The sequence below is a fragment of the Duganella sp. GW821-FHT07F09 genome, from assembly GCF_059418705.1.
Genome location: NZ_JBWKQJ010000003.1, coordinates 333,473 through 357,066, shown reverse-complemented (window position 1 = coordinate 357,066; position 23,594 = coordinate 333,473). Strand labels below are relative to the sequence as shown.

21 protein-coding genes, 1 pseudogene and 2 riboswitches are annotated in these 23,594 nt (G+C 65.0%); of the genes and pseudogenes, 5 read left to right on the top strand and 17 right to left on the bottom strand.

Annotation, left to right across the window (positions count from 1 at the left end; genetic code table 11):
• Window positions 1–26 precede the first annotated feature (26 nt).
• Window positions 27–1,691 (bottom strand): DUF1302 domain-containing protein, encoded by a 1,665-nt coding sequence (locus tag AC07P1_RS10080; RefSeq protein WP_494695662.1) that lies wholly within the window; start codon window positions 1,689–1,691, stop codon window positions 27–29.
• A gap of 155 nt (window positions 1,692–1,846) precedes the next feature.
• Between AC07P1_RS10080 and AC07P1_RS10075 the strand changes: the two genes are divergently transcribed.
• Window positions 1,847–2,791 carry a LysR family transcriptional regulator gene (locus AC07P1_RS10075; protein WP_494695661.1) on the top strand — a complete coding sequence of 315 codons (945 nt, stop codon included), beginning with the start codon at window positions 1,847–1,849 and terminating at the stop codon, window positions 2,789–2,791.
• A 3-nt stretch (window positions 2,792–2,794) separates the two neighbouring features.
• Here the strand turns inward: AC07P1_RS10075 and AC07P1_RS10070 are convergent, their stop codons facing one another.
• The 7 genes and pseudogenes from AC07P1_RS10070 to AC07P1_RS10040 all read right to left on the bottom strand — a co-directional run bounded on the left by AC07P1_RS10070 (window position 2,795) and on the right by AC07P1_RS10040 (window position 10,148).
• On the bottom strand, window positions 2,795–3,703 hold the full coding sequence (locus tag AC07P1_RS10070) for a purine-nucleoside phosphorylase (RefSeq protein ID WP_494695949.1): 909 nt from the start codon (window positions 3,701–3,703) through the stop codon (window positions 2,795–2,797).
• 33 nt (window positions 3,704–3,736) lie between these two features.
• A pseudogene (locus tag AC07P1_RS10065) lies at window positions 3,737–4,726 on the bottom strand (purine-nucleoside phosphorylase); the annotation flags it as partial.
• Between the two features lie 214 nt (window positions 4,727–4,940).
• A complete protein-coding gene (locus AC07P1_RS10060; RefSeq protein WP_494695660.1) occupies window positions 4,941–6,287 on the bottom strand; it encodes an MFS transporter in 1,347 nt (448 codons plus the stop codon).
• Between the two features lie 35 nt (window positions 6,288–6,322).
• Window positions 6,323–7,462: a porin gene (locus AC07P1_RS10055; protein WP_494695659.1), complete on the bottom strand. Its 1,140-nt coding sequence runs from the start codon at window positions 7,460–7,462 to the stop codon at window positions 6,323–6,325.
• Window positions 7,463–7,541: 79 nt separating this feature from the next.
• A complete protein-coding gene (locus AC07P1_RS10050) occupies window positions 7,542–8,429 on the bottom strand; it encodes a sugar phosphate isomerase/epimerase family protein (protein ID WP_494695658.1) in 888 nt (295 codons plus the stop codon).
• On the bottom strand, window positions 8,426–9,271 hold the full coding sequence (locus AC07P1_RS10045; RefSeq protein WP_494695657.1) for a shikimate dehydrogenase family protein: 846 nt from the start codon (window positions 9,269–9,271) through the stop codon (window positions 8,426–8,428). Before AC07P1_RS10045 ends, AC07P1_RS10050 begins: the two co-directional genes overlap by 4 nt.
• Entirely contained in the window at window positions 9,264–10,148 is an 885-nt protein-coding gene (locus AC07P1_RS10040; RefSeq protein WP_494695656.1) for a 4-hydroxyphenylpyruvate dioxygenase, read from the bottom strand. The genes AC07P1_RS10045 and AC07P1_RS10040 overlap by 8 nt, the downstream gene beginning before the upstream one ends.
• A gap of 126 nt (window positions 10,149–10,274) precedes the next feature.
• Between AC07P1_RS10040 and AC07P1_RS10035 the strand changes: the two genes are divergently transcribed.
• Window positions 10,275–11,057 carry an IclR family transcriptional regulator domain-containing protein gene (locus AC07P1_RS10035; RefSeq protein ID WP_494695655.1) on the top strand — a complete coding sequence of 261 codons (783 nt, stop codon included), beginning with the start codon at window positions 10,275–10,277 and terminating at the stop codon, window positions 11,055–11,057.
• A gap of 71 nt (window positions 11,058–11,128) precedes the next feature.
• Window positions 11,129–11,557, top strand: a complete 429-nt coding sequence (locus tag AC07P1_RS10030; RefSeq protein ID WP_494695654.1) for a DUF1801 domain-containing protein — start codon at window positions 11,129–11,131, stop codon at window positions 11,555–11,557.
• 7 nt (window positions 11,558–11,564) lie between these two features.
• Here the strand turns inward: AC07P1_RS10030 and AC07P1_RS10025 are convergent, their stop codons facing one another.
• A complete protein-coding gene (locus AC07P1_RS10025) occupies window positions 11,565–12,824 on the bottom strand; it encodes a D-amino acid dehydrogenase (RefSeq protein WP_494695653.1) in 1,260 nt (419 codons plus the stop codon).
• 49 nt (window positions 12,825–12,873) lie between these two features.
• A riboswitch (glycine riboswitch) is annotated at window positions 12,874–12,987 on the bottom strand.
• Window positions 12,988–13,087: riboswitch (glycine riboswitch) on the bottom strand.
• A 231-nt stretch (window positions 13,088–13,318) separates the two neighbouring features.
• On the opposite strand from AC07P1_RS10025, the gene AC07P1_RS10020 reads away from it, so the two are divergent.
• The gene (locus tag AC07P1_RS10020) at window positions 13,319–13,846 is read left to right on the top strand and encodes a flavodoxin family protein (protein ID WP_494695652.1); all 528 of its coding nucleotides are present in this window, start codon (window positions 13,319–13,321) and stop codon (window positions 13,844–13,846) included.
• A gap of 34 nt (window positions 13,847–13,880) precedes the next feature.
• On the opposite strand, the gene AC07P1_RS10015 is transcribed toward AC07P1_RS10020, so the two are convergent.
• Window positions 13,881–14,708, bottom strand: a complete 828-nt coding sequence (locus tag AC07P1_RS10015) for a lipid-binding SYLF domain-containing protein (protein ID WP_494695651.1) — start codon at window positions 14,706–14,708, stop codon at window positions 13,881–13,883.
• Window positions 14,709–14,969: 261 nt separating this feature from the next.
• Between AC07P1_RS10015 and AC07P1_RS10010 the strand changes: the two genes are divergently transcribed.
• Entirely contained in the window at window positions 14,970–15,503 is a 534-nt protein-coding gene (locus AC07P1_RS10010; RefSeq protein WP_494695650.1) for an ankyrin repeat domain-containing protein, read from the top strand.
• Window positions 15,504–15,530: 27 nt separating this feature from the next.
• Here the strand turns inward: AC07P1_RS10010 and AC07P1_RS10005 are convergent, their stop codons facing one another.
• From AC07P1_RS10005 to AC07P1_RS09975, 7 genes are all read right to left on the bottom strand, one after another.
• Window positions 15,531–16,886 (bottom strand): 3-oxoacyl-ACP reductase, encoded by a 1,356-nt coding sequence (locus AC07P1_RS10005; RefSeq protein WP_494695649.1) that lies wholly within the window; start codon window positions 16,884–16,886, stop codon window positions 15,531–15,533.
• A 56-nt stretch (window positions 16,887–16,942) separates the two neighbouring features.
• Complete coding sequence (locus AC07P1_RS10000) at window positions 16,943–17,332, bottom strand: DUF1330 domain-containing protein (RefSeq protein ID WP_494695648.1); 390 nt, start codon at window positions 17,330–17,332, stop codon at window positions 16,943–16,945.
• Window positions 17,333–17,751: 419 nt separating this feature from the next.
• Window positions 17,752–18,297 (bottom strand): PEPxxWA-CTERM sorting domain-containing protein, encoded by a 546-nt coding sequence (locus AC07P1_RS09995; RefSeq protein ID WP_494695647.1) that lies wholly within the window; start codon window positions 18,295–18,297, stop codon window positions 17,752–17,754.
• A gap of 174 nt (window positions 18,298–18,471) precedes the next feature.
• The gene (locus AC07P1_RS09990; RefSeq protein ID WP_494695646.1) at window positions 18,472–20,460 is read right to left on the bottom strand and encodes an LTA synthase family protein; all 1,989 of its coding nucleotides are present in this window, start codon (window positions 20,458–20,460) and stop codon (window positions 18,472–18,474) included.
• Between the two features lie 20 nt (window positions 20,461–20,480).
• Window positions 20,481–21,323, bottom strand: coding sequence for a hypothetical protein (locus AC07P1_RS09985; protein WP_494695645.1), 843 nt, complete (start codon window positions 21,321–21,323; stop codon window positions 20,481–20,483).
• Window positions 21,324–21,341: 18 nt separating this feature from the next.
• Complete coding sequence (locus tag AC07P1_RS09980; RefSeq protein ID WP_494695644.1) at window positions 21,342–22,127, bottom strand: hypothetical protein; 786 nt, start codon at window positions 22,125–22,127, stop codon at window positions 21,342–21,344.
• On the bottom strand, window positions 22,124–23,227 hold the full coding sequence (locus tag AC07P1_RS09975; RefSeq protein ID WP_494695643.1) for a sialidase family protein: 1,104 nt from the start codon (window positions 23,225–23,227) through the stop codon (window positions 22,124–22,126). The genes AC07P1_RS09980 and AC07P1_RS09975 overlap by 4 nt, the downstream gene beginning before the upstream one ends.
• Window positions 23,228–23,594: the final 367 nt, after the last annotated feature.

Sequence of the window (23,594 nt, the reverse complement as noted above, 5' to 3'; positions counted from 1 at the left end):
GTCTGGTCTCCGTTGTATCCGTATTTTTAGAATGTGCGGCGCACGCTGAGCGAGATGTAATCGCGGTCGCCGAGCGGGTTGCCGTCGCCGAAGGCGGTGGTGCGGTAGTCGGTCGACGGCACGCTGGCGCCGATGTAGTGGTTGTAGTTCAGCGAGATCTGCCACACGTTGAGATAATTGCCATCGAGGCCGATGCTGGCGTTGCCGGTGTGGCGTGGTCCCCAGGCGGTCACGCTGGAGCGGCCCGACAGCGTGTAGCGCGCGCCCACCGGCACGCTCAAGTCCAGTCCCGGCAAGGCCTGGCGATAAGTCGGCGTGTAGGTGAACTGCACGATGCTGGCGTCGCGCGTGCGGCCCTTGTCCAGCTCATTGTTTGGATCGTCCATGCTCAAACGTCGGTTCCACGCCAACTCCGCAACGAAGGCGCTCTCGCTGGCGATGAAGTTCGGACCGAAGTTCGCCAATGTCGACAGGTTCAGGTGCGCGGTGCGCCCCACCGGTATCGCCGGCCGCGCGGTGCCCGCGGGCCCGAAATACAGCGCGTTGTTGACCACCAGCGGCATGTTGTCGCGCACCGAGGCTTCGGCCGAGAGGTTGAAGTCGCCCACCGAGCGCGAAGCGCTGATGGCCGCGACCTTGATATCGTCGCCGAACACGAAGTACCAGCGGCTGTCGGTGGCCGGCGCGCCCGGGTTGAGTCGTCCGAACAACTGACCGAACTTGTCGTGATAGCGGGCGAAGTAGAAGCCAAGGTCGGTCTCGTCGAGGCGCCATTTGAGCTGGAGGCCGAACTGGCCGCTATCGCGCGGGTGCTCGTCCCCGCCCGGCGTGAGCACGTAGTTGCCGGCCACGGGACCGGCAGGGATGCCAATGTATTCCGGACCGGTGGAGTGCCACGGGATGTTAGCGCTGGAAAAATAGCTGCCCGACGGCGGCACCCTGCTCTCCTCCCAGCGGAACTGCAGATAGCCACCGACGCTGACGTTCGGCGTCACCTGCCATTGCGCCGACAACTGCGGCACCGGGCGCACGATCTCCTTGAACTGCGCGTTCGGCGACGCCATCAGCTTGGCGATGTCGCTCGGCCCCTGTGCGGCGGCGATGGCGTTATCGCCGAAGAACAGGCTCTCGCCGTACACCAGCGCATGGCGGCCGAGACGCGCGCTGACTTTGCCGCCCCCATCGAGCGTGACGCCACCGAAGACGAAGGCGTCGAGCAGTTCGGCCTTCTCGCCCGCCATCTTGCGGGTGTAGGACTGGAAGCGATTGTAGGGCTGCTGGCCGAGGGTCGGATCGCTGGCGGCGTCGGTATCGCGGTGATATACCCGATCGTACCAGGCGGCGCCGCTGACGCGCAGACCAAAATCGCGTTTGTACACCAGATCGAACTCCGACAGCAGGTCGACCCGCTGCGACACCGAGCCGGCATTGCGGAAGTTCTGGTCGCCTGCGTTGAAATTAAGCGCCTGCGGGCCGCCATTGGCGTTAAATGAATTTAACAGCGTTGGATCGGCGTCGTGAAGTCGGTAGATGGTGCTGGCTTTGACGGTGTTATCGAAGCGCAGTGCCACATCTGGATTGCCGGTATCGAGATCGACCGCCTGCCCCGGAGCCGCCGCCAGCGCCGCCCCCGCGAACGCGCACCTGCCTACCGCCAGTCGCAACCGGCCCTGCCTGGAACTCTTTTGCATCGCTGTCTCCGTTGTTGTAGGTATTTTTATTGGCGATATTCCTGATCGCCTGGAGCCAGCTTACGAACTATGATCTATTTGGTAAAATGGTTTGTATCAATTCAATGTATTGATCCGGTCAATACATCGGCCATGTAAAAAACAAGGGGACGACAATGCGGCTCAATAAGCTCGACCTGAATCTGCTGGTGGCCCTGGACGCAATGCTGACCGAGACCAGCATCACCGTCGCCGCGCAGCGGCTGCATATGAGCCAGTCGGCAATGAGCAATGCGCTGGGCCGGCTGCGCGACCATTTCCAGGATAAGCTGCTGGTGCAGGTGGGGCGGCGGATGGAGATCACGCCGCGCGGTCTGGTGCTGCGCGAGGCGGTGCGCGATGTCCTGATGCGCATCGATACGACCATCGCCGCGCAGCCGGAGTTCGACCCGGCGAAGTCGGAGCGCGAATTCACATTGCTGGTGTCGGACTACACGTTGATGACATTGATCCCGCGCGTGATCGAACTGGCCAACCAGGAATCGGAGACGATCCGCTTTCGCATGATGGCGCAGGTCGACTCGCCGCAGCGCGCGCTGGAACGCGGCGAGGCCGACATGCTGGTTTTCCCCTCGGTGTACTGTCCCCCCGAGCATCCCACCGAGGTTTTATGGCAGGAGCAGTTTGTCTGCCTGGTGTGGAACCGGGGCCGCCTGGCTGGAAAAAAACTGACCCTGGACGACTATCTGGAGGCCGGCCATGTGGTGATGCAGCCACCTATCGGAGTGTCCAGCTTCGAAACGGCTTATCTGGAACGTGTGGGTATCAAGCGTCGGGTCGACGTGATCACGCACAGCTTCCTGTCGGTGCCGGTGCTGTTGACCGGAACCGAGCGGATCGCCACGGTACACCGGCGCCTCGCCTACAGTGTCGCGCGGGTGCTGCCGGTCAGCATACTGCCGATGCCGATGGAGATGCCGGTCATGGAACAATCGCTGCAATGGCACAAATACCGCACGCTCGATCCGGGATTGACGTGGTTGCGCGAGTTGATACATCGTGCGGTGCTGCGGATGGATGCGTCGCTGCTGCCGGAGGGGGCCACCGTCGCCCGCTCATGATTCCTAGTTCCGCCACTGGCGCACGATATCCTCGATCACCGGACGGGCGGTGATCATCAGGTTCTCCGCCGCCGGGCCGAATCCTCCCTGCTGCTTGTAGTTCACCAGCACATCGCTGTCGCTTTGCCCCGGATGCGGACGGTCCGTGTCGGAACCCGCGCGCAGGATCAGCACGCGCTTGAAGTCCGCCTTTCCGGCCTCTCCGCCGCGCCGCAGCGCCTCCAGGGTCGCGTTGTCCTCCTGCTGCACGGTGCAGTACGAGGCCTTGCCGTCGGTGAGCAGCGCCGACCAGTCCTGCGCCCTGCGCGCCAGCGCCGCGCCGCCAAACCAGGTGTCGGTCGACGCGGTGTCGCAACGCAGCACCGACGGCGGCTGGTTGGCGGGCGCCGACGGATATCCGGCCCGGTAGGCCACCGCTGCGGGCGAATCGCGCAGCGCCACATCCTTCGACAGCGCGTAGGCCCGCGCCACCAGCGCGGAATCGAGTTGAAAGACTTCTGTCCGGTAGCTCAATTTCGGCTTCTGGTCCGGCGAGTCCGTGAAAATGCCGAAATACCCCGACTGCCAGTCCGACGGCATCTCCCGCGCGTCGATTTCGTGCGCCAGCGAGTAATCGACGGCGTAGTCGGCCCATGCGGTCGAACCGACCGTGCCGCGCAGCGGATTGATCCCCGCGATCCCCGCCACGATGAAGTAGGTCTTGCGCAGATCGAAGCCGCCGGCGTACATCAGCGCAGCCATGCTGGCGGCGGCGTTGCTGTAGCCCATATCGGTGGTCATCTGGCAGACATCGTCCCCGTTGCAGAGCACCTCCGGATAGCGCGCCGACAAACCCCGTACCTTGTAGCCGGTGGTCAGCTTGAGGCCTTTGATAAATGGCGCTGCCTCGCCGCCGAACATATTGACGATCATGACCTTCGGCGCCAGGCGCCGCGCGCTGTCGTCGCGCGACGGCACGCCATCCTTCCACAAACGCCAGCGCTTGACGATGTCGCCCACCAGCGGCGCACCGGCCAGGTACAGATTTTTCACGGCCGGCGCGAAGCCGCCGGAATCCGCCTTCACCGACGCCAGCGCCGTCTGCCCCGGATGCTGGCGGTCGAAGTTGGACGCCGTGCGCAGCACCGCCACCCGCCGCAGATCGAGCAGGCCCGCCTCGGCGCCGCGCTTGAGCGCCGTGTAGGTCGCGTTGTCCTCCTGTGAACTCATGCAGTAGGTGCCGTGGTCGTCGGTCAGCAGCTTGAACCAGTCGCGCGCGCGCTGCCCCAGAAGCTCGCCGTGAAACCAGTTATTGCCGGTCATCGAATCGCATTGCGTCACTTGCGGCGGCTGGTTGGCAGGCGCTGAAGGATATCGGGCGCGGTAGGCCCGGGCACCGGCGGAATCGGACAACACGACGCCGCGCGACAGCGACAACGCCATATCCGCCAGCCGGTCATCCAGCTTGTACACCTCGGTCCCGTAGCCCAAGTCCGGCTTGAGACCGGGAGCGCCGGTATTGATGCCCAGGTAACCGGTCGACCATCCGGCCGGACGTTCGCGCGCGTCGACCTCCCACGCCAGGTCCGAATCGACCAGATAGCGCGACCATGCGGCGGTGCCGATGGTTCCCCGGGCGGGGTCGACGCCGGCGATTCCGGCGACCAGGAAGTAGGTTTGCTTCAGATCGAACAGGCCGCTGAGGACCATCGCCGCGATCGAGGCGGCGGCGTTGGCCTTGCCCATGTCGGTGGTCAGGTGGCAGACGTCGTCCTTGTTGCAGCGCACCGCCGGGTACAGCGGCGACAGGCCCGGAACCGGTATCACGCGATCGAGTTTGAGCTTGCCTGTCCATTCCGCCTCCTCCAGGGCGAACATGCTGATCACCATGACCTTGACGGGTCTGGGCTTGCCGGCCGCCGCGTGCGCGGCGACAGCACCGCAGAAGAGAAACATAGCCAGCACGATATCGCGCAACTGACGAAGATGAAGGGAGGCGGATGGCATCGGGCGGAATACCTGTAGGATGGCGATGCAGACGATTATGCAAGCCACGTGCCATCAGCCACACGGTATTCGACTCGAAATCCGCACCCGCACGGTGCAACGCCGGCGTCAAGGCCGGCGTCGATGTCAATCTGGTGCACGCGCCGGCTTCCCGGCCACGCTCCTACAACTCGTTCATCGGCGTGCGATAGGTTTCCTTGGCCGATGCCGCCGCTATGGCGGAGATGGTGCTGGTGATGCTGACGAAAACAGCGACCGGCACCCAGCCCCACTCGCCGGGCTGCAAAATCGCCGCGCTGATGGTCGGCGCGAAACCACCCAGCGCGAAGCCGATCTGCGTGCCGATCGCCATGCCGGACAGCCGCACACGGGTGCCGAACATTTCGCCATACATCGCCGGCCACACGCCGTTGGCGGCGCTGTACACCACCCCGGACAGCAGCAGGCCGAAGACGAAGATCAGCGGCACGTTCATCGTGGCGATGGCCCACAGGTAGGGCCATGCCAGCGCCGCCGCCCCCAGCGCGCCGAAGATGAACACCGGCTTGCGCCCGACACGGTCGGACAAGGCGGCGAACATCGGAATCGCGAACAGCGCGACGACATTGGCCAGCACCAGCACCGTCAGCATCGTGGAGCGCGGCAGGTGCATGGTGTTGACCGCGTATGACAAGGTGAACACGCTGAAGATGGTACTGACGACCGATACCAGCGCGGCGAAGATCACGCGCACCAGGTTGGACTTGTGGTTGGTGATTAGTTCCACCAGCGGCATGCGGTCGTCCTTGTTGGCAGCTTCCTCCTCCTTGAAGGCCGGGGTTTCGGGCAGCGTGCGGCGTACCCAGAAACCCACCGCCACCACCACGGCGCTGAGCAGGAAGGGAATGCGCCAGCCCCACGACAGCATGTCCTCCTCGGGCAGCGCGGACACCGGCAGGAACACCAGCGTCGCCAGGATCAGCCCCGCCTGCGTGCCGCTCAGCGTGAAGCTGGTGAAAAAGGCGCGGCGGTGCGCCGGCGCGTGTTCCAAGGTCATGGAGTTGGCGCCTGCCTGTTCGCCGGCCGCCGACACCCCCTGCAGCATGCGCAGGATGACCAGCATCACCGGCGCGGCGATGCCGATTTGTTCGTAGGTCGGCAGCAGGCCGACGGCGAACGTCGTCACGCCCATCAGCAGCAAGGTGAAGGTCAACACCTTCTTGCGGCCGTATTTGTCGCCTATGTGGCCCAGCATGACGGCGCCCAGGGGACGCGTGATATAAGCCACGCCGAAGGTGGCGAAGGCCGCCACCGCGCCGACCGCCGGATCGAACGAGGGGAAGAAGATTTTTCCGAACACCAGCGCGGCGGCCGTGCCGTAGATGAAGAAGTCGTAGTACTCGACGGCGCTGCCGATCCAGCTGGCGAAAGCCGCCTTGCGTGGCGAGCGTTTCGGCTCGGGACGGGCTTCCTGTGCCGCCGGTTCGCGCGTCTCTGCGGACGCCTGCATTGAAATCGTTGTGATAGCCATGTCTTCCTCCAGATTGTAAGTGTAGTCCGAGTGCGTTAAAACCGGTGCAGGATGCCCAACTGAAGCCCGGTCAGGCGCCGGCCGTTGATGTCGTCTCCCGCCAGATTGGCAGACGGCGCGGCCGAACTGCTAAAGCGAAAACCCGCCGCGTCGTCGTTTTTCATCACGCTGGCGAAGCCGTACAACTGCGTGCGCTTCGACAGGTCGTAGTACGCGCCCACATTCGCCGAACGCACACTGGCCCCGCCGCCGCTGGTGTCGTGCGCGCCGCCCAGCATGGCGCCGACGCGGAATGCCGGGCCGACCCGGTAGTCGGCCGAGAGCTCCCACAGGTTGTAGTAGCGCCGCGCGTTGGCGTCGGTCCCTGCGAAGAAGTTGTTCGGACTGCCGACCAGGCTCAATATCGCGCCGGCGTTGGCACCGTTGGCGTTCGAAGTGGAGTTGTTGCTGCGTCCCGCCGCCAGATAGATCTTGCCGGCGCCGTACTGGTAATTGACATAGAGGTTGTGGTACTCGATACGCTCCCGCACCGTCGCGGTGGCGCGGTTGGGCGTCGCCAGCACGCCCGCGTAACCGGCGCGCCATGGGCCGTTCTGATAGTCCAGCGCCAGCTGCCACACCCCCTTGTTGTTCGTGACGGCGGTGTTCTCCGGCAGCGCGTAGTGCACATCGAGCTGCACCCCGGCCATGCGCGGCGACTTGTAGGACAGATCGTTGTCGTAACGCGAAGGTACGCCGAAGGTATTGAACATGGAGCCGAAAGTGGTGCGCTCGGTGTAGTCGATGGCGCCGCCGATGTAGAACACCTGGGTGTTCTGGCGCCCGGCGCGGAACTCGCCCACCGGCGTCACGACGCCCAGCCACGCCTGCCGGTCGAACAGGCGATTGGCGTCGGCGGCGCTGCCGCTATCGGCGCCGATGCCCTGCTCCAGCGTGAACGTGATGCGGTAGCCGCCGCCGATGTCCTCGACTCCTTTGAATCCAAGGCGGCTGCGCAGGATGGCGCCGTCGTTCAGCCCCGTGACCCGGGCACCGCTACTGCTGCGGATGACACCTATATATTCGTCGAAGGTGCCATAGATGGTGGTGCCGGATTGGGCGTGTGTTTGTGCTTGTGCCGGGGCGCAGGCGGCCGCCAGCGCCAGCACGCCGGCCGCTGTCAAGGTTTGTCTCATGATTGTCTCGTTGTTGTTATGGGTGCGCTTATAGGTAACGCACCTCGGTTTTTCGCTTGTTTTCGGCCGTTTGCGGCCTTTATGCCATCGCCGCGTGGCCCGCGGTGGCCTGCAGAACGGTCAGGCTGCGCCGCAGCACCTGGTCGGTCACCCACTTGGCCGAGCGGTAGGCACGCTGCGCCACCACCTCCGGAGAGAACTGCAGGTAATCGTCGTTGAACACCTCGAAACTGAAGTCGCCCCGGTAGCCGTTGCGGTTCAACTGGCGCAGCATCACGGACAGCTCCTTCGCGTGGCTGCCCTCGCCGGGGAACACGCGCAGATGACGCGCAGTCTCCAGCCGCTCTTCGGCGCTGCGCAAATCGCGCCACATGTAGTCGGACAGCTGCACCAGCGCGATCTTGTGTGCCGGGATGTCGTCCAGTTCAGTCAGATCGGCGCCGTTGGCCAGCATGTGGAAGGAATCCAGCACCACACCCAGATTGGCGTGGCCAGCCCGCTCCACCGCTTCCCAGGACTGCTGGTACTGGTTCACATGGCGGCCCCACGACAGCGCCTCGTAGCCCACCTTCACGCCCAGCGGCACGGCCAGCGTGGCCAGCTTGGCCAAGTCGCGCACGATTTTGTCCATGTCGCCGACGGCATGGCTGGATGTACTCGAACACACCATCAGCAACGGCGCGCCGACCGCTTTGCAGACCAGCAGCATCTGCTTGGCGATATCGAGCTTGTAGTCGTGCAGCGCGCCCTCCAAGCCTTCGTAGTCGCGCATGACCTGGATGCCGGTGACGCGCACGCCGCTGGCGCGCACCACCCGCACCGCTTCCCCGATGCCGCCCGGATGGTTGGCCAGGTCCTTCGCCCACAGCATCAGTTGCGAGAAACCGGCGGCCTTCGAGGCGCGCAGCTTGGATTCCAGCGGGCCGGCCAGGGTGATGCTGTCCATGCCGAAGTTAGCCAGATTCATAGCGCCCCCAATTCACGGAATTCGTCGGAGGACACGCCGGGCCAGCCAAACAGCGCCAGGTACAGGGGCGCCTGTTCGATCAGCATCTCCTTGCCCTTCTGGATGCGGCAGCCGAGCCGTTGGGCCTCGACCAGCAGCTTGGTCATTTCGATCTTCATGCCGCAATCGGCGACGATGCACTCGCTCGACACGCCGCGCAGGTCGATGGGCATCGCGTCATCGGCGTGCATGCCGAGCGGCGTGCAGTTGACCACCAGGTCGTAGCCCTCGGCCACCGGCAGGCCCTCCGCCACGTGGCAGGCCGGGAACGCGGCCTGAAGGCGGCCGCGCAGGGCCAAGGCCAGTTCGATCCGGTTGTCGCAGATCGCCACCTCGGCGATGCCGCGCACCGCCAGTGCCTCGGCCACGGCACAACCGACGCCGCCGCTGCCGACCACCAGCGCCCGCGCCCCGCTCCAGTTGAAGGGCGCGCCGGCCAGTGTTCGGTCCAGGGCGCGCACAAATCCCTCGCCGTCGATCAGATCACCCATGATGCGGCCGTCCGCGTCCTTGTAGATGGCGTTGCAGGAGCCGGCCAGCAGCGCGCGGCTACTGGGCACGTCGACCGCCTCCACGCTCATCGGCTTGTGCGGAATCGAGACGAAGATGCCGCCCACGTTCTCGATTCCCATCAACAGGCGCACGGCGGCCACATAGCCTTGCGGCGCCACCTTGAGCGGGATCACCCTGGCGTCGATGCCATGGCGCTGGAAGTAGGCGTTGAACAGCGTCGGCGCCTTGACTTGCTCCACCGGCCAGCCGATGACCGGGAAAATGCGCGTCGTGCCGGTAATTTCAAGCATGGCCGCCTCCCTGGGCGCCGGCGACCAGTTCGAAACTGACGCCGCCGCGATACAACTGGGTCAGAGCGCCGCGTTCCGTCGGCGCCTGCGGCGCGCGGTCGATGAAGACGATCCCGCGCCGCTGCAACTCGCGCACCGCGCCGATCACGTCCGGCACACCGAGGCCGACACGGATCAACTGTTCCTCCCATTGCAGGCCGCCTGCGCCCTCCGGCGGCTCCACCAGTTGCAGATAGAAGCTGTGGCAAGGACTCTCCAGCAGCACGCCCTTGGGCACCACGCCGAAGTAGCGTCCCTCCGGCAGCGGACGGAAATCCATCAACTGCTGGTAGAAATCGACCCACTCGGCGCTGCGGCCCTCGCCGATGGCTTGCACCACACCGAAGAAGTACAGACCCGCGACAGCCTCCGGCCGTGCCGGCACATTGGGGATGAGCTTGAAATCGACGTCGTAGATCGAGAAGTCCGCGTAGCGGTCGACAAAATAGAGGATGGAATCGCCGGCGCCGTGCACGCCCGGGATGTTCAGTTCCATCGCCCCGGCGCGGGTCTGGATGGCCCAGGCGCCCATGTCGATGGCGTGCCGGTAGGCCGCGTCGGCGTCGCGCACGCGCAGCGCGATGGCGCTGATCACGGTCGCTTGCGGCCCCTCCTCCCCCTGCGGCAGCGCACGCGGATCGGCGTTGACGATCACGTTCATGCCGCCCTGGCGGTACAGCGTCACTTCGCGCGAGCGATGGCGGGCGGTCGCGCTGAAGCCCATCTGCTCGAGCAGCGCACCCAGCGCCAGCGGCTGCGAGGTGGCATATTCGATGAATTCAATGCCGGCGATACCGAGCGGATTATTCGGTTCCGGCAGCTGTTCCTTGATGATCATGTGAGGGTCTCCCGCGTTTTTGTGCTTAAGGTCAGGCCAGTATAGGAAGCACCGCGCCGCAAAAAAACCCGTGAAAACCGGCTATACTGCGCCAATCGCCCCACTTGCGCGATTAGCGCACAAAACATGAAAAAGCCGCAGCTACTGGATGTGCATGTCGCCGAGCGCGACCTGATCGATGGATTGATCACGGGCCTCAACGTCATCACCGCCTTCAACGACGATACCGCGCGCCTGACCGCCACCGAGCTGGCGGAGAAGGTGGCGATCAGCCGCAGCGCCGCGCGGCGTTATTTGCTCACGCTGGTCCACACCGGCATGGCCGCCACGGACGGCAAAACCTTCTGGCTCACGCCCAAGGTGCTGACTTTGGGCCGCTCCTATCTGGATTCAGCGCGCCTGCCGCGCGCCATCCTGCCCTATCTGCAAAAGCTCACGTCGGAGCTGCAGGAGTCGACCAATTATTCGGTGCTTGAGGGGGATGATGTGGTGTACGTGAGCCGCGTGAACGCGCCGCGCCAGCTCACCAGCGGCTTCGAACCGGGCACGCGCCTGCCCGCCTATGCGTCGACGGCCGGACGCGTGCTGCTGTCGGCCATGCCGGACGAGGCGCTGCACGCCTATCTGGCGCGGGTGGAGCCGATCGCCTACACGCACCTGACCGTGACGGACAAGCGGCAGCTGTTCGAGGAACTGGTGGCGATCCGCGAGAGCGGCTTCGCTGTCACCGAAAACCAGTACGAGATCGGTTTTCGCGGCATCTCCGTGCCGGTCAAGAGCCGGCGCGGAAATCTGATCGGAGCGCTCAGCGTGTCGATGATGACGGCCAGTTCATCGCGGGCCGAGGCGAGCGCGCGCTGCGTGCCGGCGCTGCAGGCCACGGCCAATACATTGATGTTGTGGGTGTGATCGCGGCGCCGCCGGTGCGTGAAAATCGCGTATCCTGGGCTGCTCACACTTCTATCGGTGGAGCTAACGCCATGGCGACAAAACCAGATACCAAAGCCGTGCCGGTCCTGCTATCGGGCGGCAATCCGCAAATCCCCAAAGCTTACGGCGACGCGCCGGTGCAGGCCTACATCGCGGCGATGCCGGGCTGGAAAAGCGACCTTGGACGACGTCTGGACGAGATCATCGCCCACACCATACCCGGCGTGAACAAGGCGGTCAAATGGAACACCCCGCTATACGGGATCGCCGACCAAGGCTGGTTCCTGGGTTTTCATTGTTTTACCAAGTATGTCAAAGTCACCTTCTTCAACGGCGGCTTTCTCGATCCGCTCCCGCCGGGGGCGTCCAAAACCGCCGGTGTGCGCCATCTCGACCTGCGTGAGAACGACCCACTCGACGAAGCGCAATTCGCCGAGTGGGTGCGGCAAGCCAGCCTGCTGCCCGGCGAGCGGATGTAAAAACCCGTCAGGCCACTTGCGCGACCCGCGCGGGCCGGCTGCCCTCCCGGCCAGATGCAACGCAAATGGTATCGGCGATGATGTCGGCCGTCGCCGCCGACAGCGTCCAGCCCAGGTGCCCGTGGCCGGTGTTATAGAACACCGTCGGCGCCTTGCCGCGCCCCACGCGCGGCATCAGGTTGGGCATCATCGGCCGCAGTCCGGCCCATGGCGTCACGCTGCGCGTGCTCACCCCGGGGAAGCACTGCTGGACCCAATTCACCAACGGCGCGATGCGGTCGGCGCGGATATCGCGGTTAAAACCGTTGAATTCGGCCGTGCCGGCCACGCGGAAGCGGTCGTCCCCGAGGCGGCTGGTCACCAGCTTGGTCTCGTCGTCGAGCAGGCTGACCGTCGGCGCGGCCGCCCGGCTGGCGGCGTCGTTCAGGTGGACCGTGATCGAATAACCCTTGACCGGATAGACGTTGACGCGGTCGCCCAGCATGGCCGCCATGGCGCGGCTGGCGGTGCCGGCGCAGACGACCACCGCGTCGTAGCGGCTGGTGGCGCTGAAACCATCCTCCTCGACGGTGATGTCCACGCCGTCCATGCCGGCCCGCATTGCCGTGACGTGCTGGCCGAAGCGCAATTCGGCGCCCAGCCGTTGCGCCGCCCGCGCCAGCCCGGTGGTGAACTTGTGGATGTCGCCGGTGCTGTCGCTGACGGTGTAGTGGCCGCCGTAATAGTCGCCGCGCAGGGTCGGTTCGATGGCGCGCATCTCCTCCGGTGTGACGGCGCGGCGCGACAGGCCTCCCTGCGACAGCAGCTTCGATACCCCGGCGGCGTGCTCGAATCCCGCGCGGTCGCGGTAGATGTGCAGGATGCCTTCCCGCTTGAGGTCGAAGGCGATGTCCTCGTCCCTGGCCCACTGGAACAGGTGCTCGCGCGCGGCCAGCGCCAGCCGCGCGGTGGCGACGGTGTTGTCGCGGTAGTGCGGCATGGCGGCGATGAATTCGGCGAACCACGACAACTTGTGCCAGCTCGGCTTGGGATTGACCAGCAGCGGCGCGTCGTTCCGCAACATCCACTTCAGTCCCTTGGCGATGGTGGAACGGTGATTCCATACTTCCGCATTGGAGGCGGACAGCTGGCCGCCGTTGGCGAACGAGGTTTCCATCGCCGCGTAGCGGTGGCGTTCCAGCAGGGTGACGGAGAAGCCGCGTTTGGCGAGGGCGTAGGCGGTGGTGACGCCGGTGATGCCGCCGCCAATGATTGCTATGGTTTTCATGAAGGACTCCAGACCGTCAAAGGGGATGGTCTCGGCGCACATGCGCAAAGACACCCCCTCTGTTCTGGACCTGAGAGATTCACGCCGGGCCGCGATGGCGGCAGCGCTTGCTCCTTCGGTGCGGGGGGACGACGTCCGAGTCCTGCCGCTCTTCAGAGTTTAAAGTGCTGTATCGGTCCTTTTGCCTGAGAGTTTCCGGGGCGGTTGCTCCTTCGGCGCCGTTCGTCAGCCTGGGCTGGAACAGTCTCTCCCGATACGGCGGTGGTTTTTGGCCACAACGCGCCTAGCTTACCCGAAAAATTGCGGCTTTACTATCCCCGTTGGATTTGCGGATGGCATGGTGGCAATCATCTAGCCGCCATAAGCTTGACCCGGCACAGCACCGGCGGCGACGGACGGCAGACAATCGTCGCGGCGGGGAACCGTGACGTCCCTTGTCGGTCAAACCAGCGAAGACCCGGCACGCCGGCCGCCTTGCGCTGAAAGGAGCTGCCATGAAACTTTGCCTCATCGTGTACTACTCTCGCACCGGCGTGACGGCCAAAGTGGCCAACACGCTGGCCCAGGCCTGCGGTGCCGACATCGAGCGACTGCAGGATTTACGTCCGCGCGACGGCGCCGCCGGCTTCCTGCGGTCGGCGTGGCAAGGCTGGCGCAAGCTGCCGGGCGAGATAGCCCCGGCGCAACGCCGCCCTGCCGACTATCCGTTCATTTTGCTCGGCACGCCGGTCTGGGCCGGACAAATGAGCGCGCCGATGCGCAGCTACATCCTGCGGCAGCGCGAGCATTTCCGCCGCATCGGGCTGTTCTGCACGGCCGGGAGCGGCGACGGCCAGGACGTGCTGACGTCGATGGCGGAAATGTGCAACACACTGCCCATCGCCAGCCTGTGCCTGCGCCAGAGCGACGTGCTGTCGGGACACTACCAGCAAGCGCTGGCCGATTTCGCCAGCGAACTCGCGATCGTCCAGCGGGACCATGAAGAGTCGGCGCCGTCCGCCCCGCTGACACACCCGGTGTAGACCGTGGCGGGGCGGAGGGGCGGCGCCCCTGGCATCAACGGGCGATGGTCGCCGCCTGGCCCAGCGCCTGCTGCAACGGCTCGGCCTGCGGGTTGCTGACGGTGCCCGCCGCGATCTCCCTTGGCGACAACGTCCGGCCGTAATAGGCATTGGTCAGGCTTTGGTTGAAGCGGATATCATTGATACCCACCGTCGCCACGTCGCCGAACAAGCCCTTGGTCCCGCTCCAGGCCACGACATCGCCGGTGCCCGCCGTTCCCTGCGCCAGCCGGCTCCAGTTCAGCACGGTAAGGCCGGCATCGGCGCTCAGGGCAAGATTGTTTTTCTTCATAAACTCGTTGACCGCCTTCTCATTGTTGAGAACCAGCGCGAGCGGCCCGCCTTCCGCGCCGGCCTGAAGGCCGACCGTCAAGCCGCCGAGGTCGTAGAACGCCGGCCCGCTCCAAGTGCCGTCCGACCGTTTAAGCAGCAGCAGGCCGGCACCGCCATGGGCGCCCACGCCCAGCGCCGCCCGTCCATACGACGGGACAATCAGCACGCCTTTTGCCTGTTGCAGCAATTGTTTCATGCGCGGCTCCGCTTCCAGCCGGCGCACCACCGACAGCGCGTCGCTGACGCGTTGCGATGCCCGCTGGGCGGGCTTGGCGCCGAGATTGCCCGTGTCACTACGCCCGCTCCGGGCGCTCTCACCAGTCTGGCTTGCCGAGCCACCCTGTCCGCTCGATCCGGTTTGTCCGCTTTGGCCGCTGGTGCCGCTTTGGTCGCTCTGCCCGCTTCCAGACTGGGCCACCGCCGCGCCGGACAGCAACGTCGCGGCCACCCATGCAAGCGCTGCCGCCTGCTTTTTACGCTTGATCGTCATAGTTTCCCCCTTTGTGCGCTCCATACAATCTCGTACGCAGGTGCGTACCCAAATCATGCTAGCGCCGGAGGTCCGGCAACGCCTTTGATCTCACACAAAGTGTGCGAAAAAACCGACCCGCACCTGCGCCCGCGCAAGAGCATCAGGTCTTGAGTCTGCTATGCGCGCGACTCTGCCTTGCGGGTGCGACAGCGTACATCGCTTAAAATTGAACTCAGGCATACTTATCGTTACCCCGAAATAACTTGATGAAGGCGAGACATGGCAGAGAATGAAAAGGCGGCAACGCCCGCCCCGGCGATGGACGCCGAAACCCTGGAATTCATACGCGGCGTCTTCACGCTGGTGCGCGCCGGCGATGCGGAGCGCCTGGCCGGGATGGTGGCCAAGGGCCTGCCCGTCGGCTTCCGCAACGAAAAAGGCGACAGCCTGATCATGCTGGCGTGCTATCACGGCCACCTGGACACGGCGCGCGTGCTGCTCGAAGCGGGCGCCGATCCGAACGTGCCCAACGATCAGGGACAGACGCCGCTGGCCGGCGTCGCCTACAAAGGCTACCTGGACATCGCCGAACTGCTGCTGGCCCATGGCGCGGATATCGAAGGCGCCAGCCCGGACGGCAAGACGCCGCTGATGATGGCGGCCATGTTCAACCGCACCGATATCCTCAATCTGTTGATCGAACGCGGCGCGGCCGTCGACGCGGTCGACAGCCGGGGCATGACGGCGATCTCGCTGGCGCAGACGATGGGGGCGAAGGACACCGCCGCCCTGCTGGCTGCAAAAAACCCGTAAGCCACGTCCCGATTCCCGCGCTCGGCGTCACGCCCCGATCAGGCCCTGCCCGCAAACGCGCAGCGTCGCGCCGGTGATGCCGAACGCGCCCGGGGTGGCAAGGAAGGTGATCAGTTCGGCGACGTCGCGCGGTTGACCGCTCTGCTTGACGGAATTCAGGCGCCGGCCGATCTCCCGCACGACCATGGGCATGGCGTCGGTCATCGGCGTGTCGATAAAGCCCGGGGCCACGGCGTTGATGCAGATGCCGCGCGGCGCCAGCAAAGGCGCCTGCGCCGTGACATAACCGATCAGCGCGGCCTTCGACGCCGCGTAGTTGGTCTGCCCGAAGTTTCCCGCCACGCCGCTGACCGACGACAGGCAAACGATGCGGCCCTCGTCCCGCAGCACGCCGCGCTCAAGGAATTGCTGGTCTATCGCCATCACGGCGGCCAGGTTGACCTGCACCACCAGATCCCAGAAATGTTCCTGCATATTGGCCAGCGTGCGGTCGCGCGTGATGCCGGCGTTGTGGACCACGATGTCGACGCCACCGAAGCGTTCGAGCAGGAAACCGGCAAGGCGCTCCGCAGTGTCCGGCGCCGCGATATCGGCGAGGAAGGGAACGGCGGCGTAGCGGTCGCAGGCCTTGTGCAAATCGTCCGCCGCGCCCGGCACGTCGAGCGCGACCACGGTGGCGCCCTCCTGCGCCAGCCGCTCCACCACGGCCAGTCCGATGCCCCTGGCGGCACCCGTCACCAGCGCGACCTTACCGGACAAGACCTGCGTCGAGGGCATGCCGGCGGGCGCGGCGACGCTGCCGGCGAGGTGAAAAGCCTGACCGGTCACATAGGTGGCGCGGGCGCCGCAGAAGAACCGCAACGGGCCATCGAGCCGATCGAGCGCGTCGCGGGCCACATAGCCGAGATTGACAGTGATGCCCTTCGCGCCGATCTCCTTCGCCAGCGACCGCACGAATCCCTCGACACCACGCGCAACGGCGGCCGCGACGGGCGTGGCCGCCGCGCCGGGATCGGCCGCCAGCACCAGCACCCGGCCATTGCGGACCAGCCGCCGCACGACGGGATGCAAGCCGTCGTACAACGCTCGATAATCCTGCGGCATCACGCAGCCGGTCGCGTCCATCGCGACGATATCGAGCGGCCCGGAGTTGGCGGGCGGTGCGTCCAGTGTTGCCGCGCCGGCGCGCGCCAAGGCCGCCGCCATGGCGTCGGCCGCATAGCCGCCGGCGGTACGGCACAACAGCACGCGCTTGCCATCGAACGGCCGCTCCACATAAGGACCCGCCTCGCGCGACAGCGGCACGGGATTCGGCAGGCCGATCGCCTTGGCGATGGCGCCGGTGAGCGGGTTGCCGTTCAAGCGCATTAACAAATCGGACATGTGTTTCTCTTTGGGGTCGGTAGCGCGTCATTATGCCATTGCCCCGCCCGGCGGGATTATCGTGGTGGCGGCACAAAGCCCTCCGTCAGCACCACCGTCCCTTCGGTCGCAGCGATGCGCAACTGCTTGGCCGCCGTATATTCGGGCGAGTAGTAAAAGCGCTGTGCCTCGGCGAGGCTCGGAAACTCGGCGACGACGCTAACCGCTTTGGGACTCCCCTCCACGGCGCTGGACTTCATATTGAAGACGACGAGTTTCAACTTGTATTTCGCGCCAATCGGCCCGACCACGTCCAGATACTTCTGAAATCCAGCCTGATCATGGATATTGAAATTGGCGATCAGGTAGCCATGCGCCGGTGTGGCTGGCTGATCCTGTTGCGCGTGGCCGCTCGCGCTCAAGGCGACGGCGGTGACGAAGGCGGCGGTGCGAATGAAGGTAGGCATAGGTCTCTCGATGAAGGACGGGTCCCGCGACCGCACCATGCCGTCACCTTCGAACCCGTATCCATGACAAGAATTTTGTCATGGTCACCGGCATAACCGTTTGCCCTTTCCGGCTGATAAATTGCCCGAAGCGAGGACTCTCGACCACGGCGATCCGGTCCGAACGGTCCACGCCTAACCCGGTTTGCCGTCCACCCGCGCGTTGGCCAGGTACGGACGGTAGACGGCTTCTCGACCCTGGGTGTCAACGGCGTGAACGAGATGATCCGTAACTTCGATCCCGACGGACGGCAGGACATCACCACGCCGTGGGGCCGCGCCTTCGCACTGCGGGTGCTCGACGTTGGCAGTCAGCCGGCGTAGCGCCGGCGGCGCCGCCCGCGCCGAAAAAAGCCGTCCATTCGCGTTGACGTCGGCAATCAGGCTTGCCTGCGCCGACGCGCAACCGCGCCGAGCAGACCAAATCCGGCCAACAGCATCGCATACGTCTCGGGCTCAGGAACGGCGGTGACGGCAGTCAGCGTCCAGCCGGACAAGGTGCCCCCGGGCGTAACCGTGTGCACGTCACTCCTCCTGAAGCCGCTAGACGTTTCCACCCAGCTGAAATCGGCATCTGGCCCGCTACGTTGGGTAAAGTAATTGACATCGTAGCCACCGAAAAAATGGCCATCCGAGAAAAAGAAATTATTTTCCAGGCCGCTAAAAGAGACCACCGGATCGTCATGCCAACGTCTCCCGTCGAAGCGGGCCGCGAACAGCGAACCGCTGCCGGCAAAATCGACACCGTTGAGTTTGACATAAATGTTCGACAGATCGGTGACAAGGTTGCCGTTGGCCGTGCCGTCAAGCCTCCCGGTGATTGTCGTGCTGTCGGCGAAAGTGTAAGAAAAGTCGAACGTGGCCGCGTGGGCGGAGGCGGTAACAAGCGTGGCGGCCAGCACGGCCAGCCCTAATGTCTTTTTCATTGTAATGCCTCGTTTGAATGGTTAATTAATTGATACGTTCATATAATATATGAATTATCAAAAAGAAACACCATGTCTTTCACCAAGGGTTGAGGACACAATCTCGACGCGCTATGCGGGACCGCCAAGTGGCGGATTGCGCGCTGCGCGCAAATCCGCCCCACGCAGCGGCTTTTACTTCGGCAACTTGTAACGCTGCTCGCGATACAGGATGGACGGCAGCACCACATGCGACATGGCCTTGTCCACCAACTGCGGATCGGGCGGCGTGGCGCTGGTGGTCAGCGTCTTGGTGGCGGCGTCGTACTTACCCAGCAACGGCTCCTGGCCCGGACGCAGGATGGTGGCCGACGAGCCCTCCAGCCAGGCGAAGTAGTTGTCGAACTGGATCAACGCCCTGCCCGGCGTCTCGCTGTCCCTGGCCAGGTCCCGACCGATCATCGGATGCTCGCTCGACACGCCCATCAGCGACAACATCGTCGGCGCCAGATCGATCTGGCTGGCGATGGTCTTGATGACCTTGGGCTGGATGTCGGCGCCCATGATCAAGCCGGGGATGTGGAACTTATTGATCGGCACCAGGCTGTCGCCATAGACCCGGTTGTCGTGGTCGGCGACGATCAGGAACACGGTGTCCTTCCAGTAGGCCTCCTTCTTGGCCTGGGCGATGAAACGGCCCAGCGCGTAGTCGGCGTACTTGACGGCGTTGTTCACGGTCTGCTTCTCGGCGTCGTGCAGCTCGATGCGTCCGTCCGGGAACTGGAAGGGCTCGTGGTTGGACGAGGTGAAGATCAGGCTGAAGAATGGCTTGTTGGCCGCGTGCAGCGTCTTGAGGCGCTCCAGCGACTTGTCGAACAAATCCTCGTCGGAGGCGCCCCAGCTGCCTTCGAACACCGGCTTCATGTCGCGGCGGTCGACCACCTTCTGGAAACCGTTACCGGTGAAGAAGCCGCGCATATTGTCGAAGTGCGCTTCGCCGCCGTAGACGAATTCGGTGTGGTAGCCCTTCTGGCCCAGGCCCAGCGCCAAGGTGTAGAAGTTCTGCTGGGCCAGCGACAGCTTGACCACGCTGCGCGCCGGGGTCGGGCCGTAACCGGCGACGACCGCCTCGATGCCGCGCACCGAGCGGGTGCCGGTGGCGTACAGCTGTTCGAACCACCAGCCTTCCTTCTTCAACTTTTCCAGCTCCGGAGTGACCGGCACGCCGCCGAGCGACTCGACGAAGGTCGCGCCCAGGCTCTCCTCGAGCACGATGACCAGGTTGAGCGGACGCTCGCGCTGGGCGGTGGCGACCTGCTTGTGCAGGGTCGGCAACTCGGCGGAGGTGAACTGCGCGTCCTTGAGCCACGGCGCGCTCTTGACGACCTGGAACACTTTCTCGCGCGGATACTTGCCGTAGATCTCGGACGAATTGGCTTCCTTGCTCATCGAGTTGAGCGCGTCGAACACCGACCACGGCGAGTTGATGATGAGCGAGTTGACCATCGAGTCGCCGGTCAGCGCGAACAGCGCCGGATTGGCCGGACGGTGCGCGGTGGTCGAGCGGATCTGCACGAACACCAGCACCACCAGCAACGGCCACACCAGCAGCAACTTCAGCGGCCCCCACGCGACCATGTTGGCCGAGGCGGCCTTGAGCAGCCGGTACAGGCCCACACCCAACAGGATGGTGGAAATAACGCCCAGCACCAGGGCGATGCGGAAGCCGTTCCACAAGGTGGCGATGACCTCGTGCGGATAGGACAGGTATTCGATGAAGAGCCGGTTCGGCCGCACGTCGAACTGCATGATGAACTGCGGCGTGGACACTTCCATGAACACGATGAAGATCAACGCGAACGTGGCCCAGCCGACCGACAACAGGCGCCACAGGCGCTGCGTGCGCCGGTGCGCCAGCAGCGGCGCCAACACCAGCGGGATGGCGAGGAAGTAACCGAGCAAGATGAGGTCGGCCCGCACGCCCTGGACGAAGATCCGCAGCGGAATACCGGTGGGCGCCACCCTGCTCCACTGCCAGGCGACCAGGCCGGCGCGCGACAGCGTGAGGATGAGCAGGCCGAGCAACAGCAATTGCAGCAGGCTGGAGAACGGGCCGGCCCAGGCGGTCAGCCTTTCCAGCCGCGCCGCGCAGCGATTCAACAGGCTATTCGAACGTTGTGTCATGGCGATCCCCTTGCGGCGCTTCAGTCGGCGCCGGCGCCGACGGCCATCGGATGCGAGGCCATATACTGCGGCGCGCCGCTGCCGGCGCTCATCAGCCAGGCGGTGAACAGCAGGAACACCACCACCATGGCGAACAAGGTCGACACGCGGCGGGCGTCGTCCGGCTGCGCGAACACCGGCGGCTTGCCGTAGCCAACGCCGATGTAATAGGCGGCGAACACGGTGGTCATGTAATGGACGGCGCCGAACATCTCGCCCAGCTCGCCCTTGCGCGGGTGTTCGATGAGCAGGTGAGACAGGGCCACCAGCACGATGTAGATGACCGATATCGACAGCGGCGGCAGGTACAGGCCGAAGCGCTCGACGAAGTCCCGCACGCCCGGACGCTTGCGCGCCAGCAACGGCAGGATGATGTTGTGGGTCAGGCCGACGATGGCGATCACCTTCAGCAGCACCGTCTTGTGCAGGCTGGCGTTGCCGACGGCGAGGTTGTGCAGGTTGGTCTCGGACTGGCGGTTGTTAGCCAGGAAGTATTCGGGCGAGGCGATGTGCAGGATGCGCTGGAACCAGCTGATTTCCTCCAGCGCGGCCAGCGCCACCAGCGCCGTCAGGCCGACGAAGGCCAGCAGTTGCAGGTTGATCTTGGGCGTGCGCTGCCATTGTTCGACGGCGAGGAAGCCGAGCATGCCGGCGGTGACGGTGAAGCACAGGAACTGCATCCACTCGACGATGCCGTCCTCCACCACCAGACGCCAAAGCGCGGTCTGGTCGTTCTTCCACATGATCGCCAGCGCCAGCACGAAGATGTTGACGAGGACCCCGACCGCGACGACCGGATGCACATACCACTTGTTCTTTACCATGCACTACTCCATTGCTGATTAAATTTGTTCGTTAGCGGCCGCGTGCGCGAGCACCGGTTCCGGAATCGGCGAGGTTTCGGACTCCACCAGCGGCGACACCAGCTCGGCGCGGCGGGCGGCGCGCTGCCGGAACAGCGCCACCACCGTCGACCCCAGCGCCCACGACCACAGCAGCGGGTCGAGCAGCGCGTCCCACAGGTTGCCGGAAGGCAGGCGCAGCACCGAAAACAGCAGCACGGCGACCAGCAGCGCGACGGGGCCGGCGATGACTTGGCCGCGCACGATGGCCACCGCGCAGGCGATGGCGACCGCGCAGGCGACCAGGGGCGCGGCGACGGCGCCAAAGCCGCTGGAATACAGGCCCAGCGCCAGCACGCCGAAGGCGTCCAGATACAGCACCAGGCCGGCGACGACCAGCGGCACCGCCAAGCCTGCGGGCATGACCAGCCGCACCGGCCGGCCCTGCCATCGCGCGTGCAGCGACACCAGGCTGAAGCCGACCAGCAACGCGCTCGGATATTGGAACACCAGGGACAGCCAATAGGCCGGCGACGCCGCGTCGGGCAAGGCCATCAACACCACCGTGGCGATGACCACGCCGGGAACGAAGGCGGCGTTGGCCATCGAGCGGCGCGGGCGCAGCGCGAAGACGGCGGGCGACTGTTTGGGCGAGAGCTTGGACAGCCAGGTCGACAACAGCGCCGGCTTCAGCACCGGCAGGATCGCCAGCAGCATGGCGGCGGCGACCAGCGCCCAGGCCAGGCGCCCATAGACGATCTGCAGGGCGAGATCAGGCAAGCTCATAGCAGGTCCTTCCCCGGATGGATTTTCAGGCGGTGGTGCGCGATCGCGCGCCGCTGATAGGTGTAGGTGATATGCAGCTCATCGCCGACTTGATACATCGCCGGATACGAAAACTCGTCGCCGGGCTTGCCGCTGACGATATCGGTCAGCGGGCGCCACGCGTGGGCGTCGGTCGAGATCGACAGCGACAGGGTGCTGCGCGCCATGTTGTCGGCGGCGCCTTCGTTGCGCAGCATCAGGAAGCTGCCGTTAGTCAGGCGTAACACGGCCAGCGCGGTGCCATGGTTGGACATCGAGGTCGCGTCCATGTCTTGCCAGCTGTGGCCGCCGTCGCGGCTGAACGCCTGCTGCACGCGCCGCTCCTCGCCGGCGTCGCGCATCCATGCGCGCACCTCGGTGGCCGACACCGGCACCAGGGTCGGCTGCAGCGATTGCGTGCGCGCGCCGATGCGCGTCAGGCGCTGCGGCGCGCCGCTGGCGTCGAACGCCATCAGCATCGGGTATTTGTTGCCGATTTCAAAATAGGCCGGCAGCCACCAGCCGCCATCGGCCAGGCCGATGGGCGCCGAGCGCACCAGCACGCTGGTATTGAAGACCGGGGACATCGGCAGCACGCGGCGCACGGTGAAATTGGCGCCCTGGTCGCGCGACTCCATTTGCACGATGCGCGACGCGGCCCAGCCGCCCAGGCCGGTGGCCACCACGTACAGGTGGACGGTGCCGTCGGTGGCGGTCCAGGCGACCGGGTTGCCGATGCGGCGCACGCCGTGGCCGAGCACGGCGCCAAGGGACTCGCGGCTGGCCACTTCCCAGTTATCGCTCCATTTGCCGTGCGACCAGCGCGACGCGTAGACCTTCACGTCCGGACCGCTCTCGCGGCTACCGGCCCACCAGAAGGAAATCAAGTCGCCGCCGGGCAGGCTGGCCAGCGCGCTGGCGTGCGCGGACGGCACGCCCTTGGGCATCGGAATGATGGCGCGGGACAATTCGGTCAGTGTGGGATCGATCGGCGTGGCCGTGGTGTGGGCCGCTTTCGGCTTGCCGCCGGGCTGGGCGGCACGCGACCAGCGCAAAGCTTCGGCCGCCACCGCGGTGGTCACGGCCAGGACACATGCCAGTATGATCAGACTGGCTGCCCGCTGCAAAGGTGGGCGCGAAGCTCCCATTCCGTCTCCAAGAGATCGGGACATGAAGGAAGCACGTGCAATGATCCTCTTGCCCTAAATTAACAACCCTCCGCGCCCGCCTTGCGGCGGGCGGCAGGCACTACCATTTTTTCGTCACGTATGCTTTGACGAATCCGGTATCGTACATGAAAACACGAAAGAAATGTTAGGGCAAAGCACTTCTGCCGGGGGAGGAGATCCGGCCGCCTCTGCGCTTGCGGGACTTGTTGCCGCGACTCAATCAAATCGCGCTTATTAATTAGTAATTTCTAGGTTGCGATCTTGCCTGGATTGCACCGAT

Coding starts and splice junctions, on each gene's coding strand:
- AC07P1_RS10060 (WP_494695660.1), bottom strand. CDS start 6,287: ATGGCTATCACAACGATTTCAATGCAGGCGTCCGCAGAGACGCGCGAA.
- AC07P1_RS10005 (WP_494695649.1), bottom strand. CDS start 16,886: ATGTCCGATTTGTTAATGCGCTTGAACGGCAACCCGCTCACCGGCGCC.
- AC07P1_RS10045 (WP_494695657.1), bottom strand. CDS start 9,271: ATGCTTGAAATTACCGGCACGACGCGCATTTTCCCGGTCATCGGCTGG.
- AC07P1_RS10025 (WP_494695653.1), bottom strand. CDS start 12,824: ATGAAAACCATAGCAATCATTGGCGGCGGCATCACCGGCGTCACCACC.
- AC07P1_RS10020 (WP_494695652.1), top strand. CDS start 13,319: ATGAAACTTTGCCTCATCGTGTACTACTCTCGCACCGGCGTGACGGCC.
- AC07P1_RS09985 (WP_494695645.1), bottom strand. CDS start 21,323: ATGGTAAAGAACAAGTGGTATGTGCATCCGGTCGTCGCGGTCGGGGTC.
- AC07P1_RS10015 (WP_494695651.1), bottom strand. CDS start 14,708: ATGACGATCAAGCGTAAAAAGCAGGCGGCAGCGCTTGCATGGGTGGCC.
- AC07P1_RS10070 (WP_494695949.1), bottom strand. CDS start 3,703: ATGATCGTCAATATGTTCGGCGGCGAGGCAGCGCCATTTATCAAAGGC.
- AC07P1_RS10010 (WP_494695650.1), top strand. CDS start 14,970: ATGGCAGAGAATGAAAAGGCGGCAACGCCCGCCCCGGCGATGGACGCC.
- AC07P1_RS10075 (WP_494695661.1), top strand. CDS start 1,847: ATGCGGCTCAATAAGCTCGACCTGAATCTGCTGGTGGCCCTGGACGCA.
- AC07P1_RS10040 (WP_494695656.1), bottom strand. CDS start 10,148: ATGATCATCAAGGAACAGCTGCCGGAACCGAATAATCCGCTCGGTATC.
- AC07P1_RS10080 (WP_494695662.1), bottom strand. CDS start 1,691: ATGCAAAAGAGTTCCAGGCAGGGCCGGTTGCGACTGGCGGTAGGCAGG.
- AC07P1_RS09990 (WP_494695646.1), bottom strand. CDS start 20,460: ATGACACAACGTTCGAATAGCCTGTTGAATCGCTGCGCGGCGCGGCTG.
- AC07P1_RS10030 (WP_494695654.1), top strand. CDS start 11,129: ATGGCGACAAAACCAGATACCAAAGCCGTGCCGGTCCTGCTATCGGGC.
- AC07P1_RS10000 (WP_494695648.1), bottom strand. CDS start 17,332: ATGCCTACCTTCATTCGCACCGCCGCCTTCGTCACCGCCGTCGCCTTG.
- AC07P1_RS10050 (WP_494695658.1), bottom strand. CDS start 8,429: ATGAATCTGGCTAACTTCGGCATGGACAGCATCACCCTGGCCGGCCCG.
- AC07P1_RS09995 (WP_494695647.1), bottom strand. CDS start 18,297: ATGAAAAAGACATTAGGGCTGGCCGTGCTGGCCGCCACGCTTGTTACC.
- AC07P1_RS10055 (WP_494695659.1), bottom strand. CDS start 7,462: ATGAGACAAACCTTGACAGCGGCCGGCGTGCTGGCGCTGGCGGCCGCC.
- AC07P1_RS10035 (WP_494695655.1), top strand. CDS start 10,275: ATGAAAAAGCCGCAGCTACTGGATGTGCATGTCGCCGAGCGCGACCTG.
- AC07P1_RS09980 (WP_494695644.1), bottom strand. CDS start 22,127: ATGAGCTTGCCTGATCTCGCCCTGCAGATCGTCTATGGGCGCCTGGCC.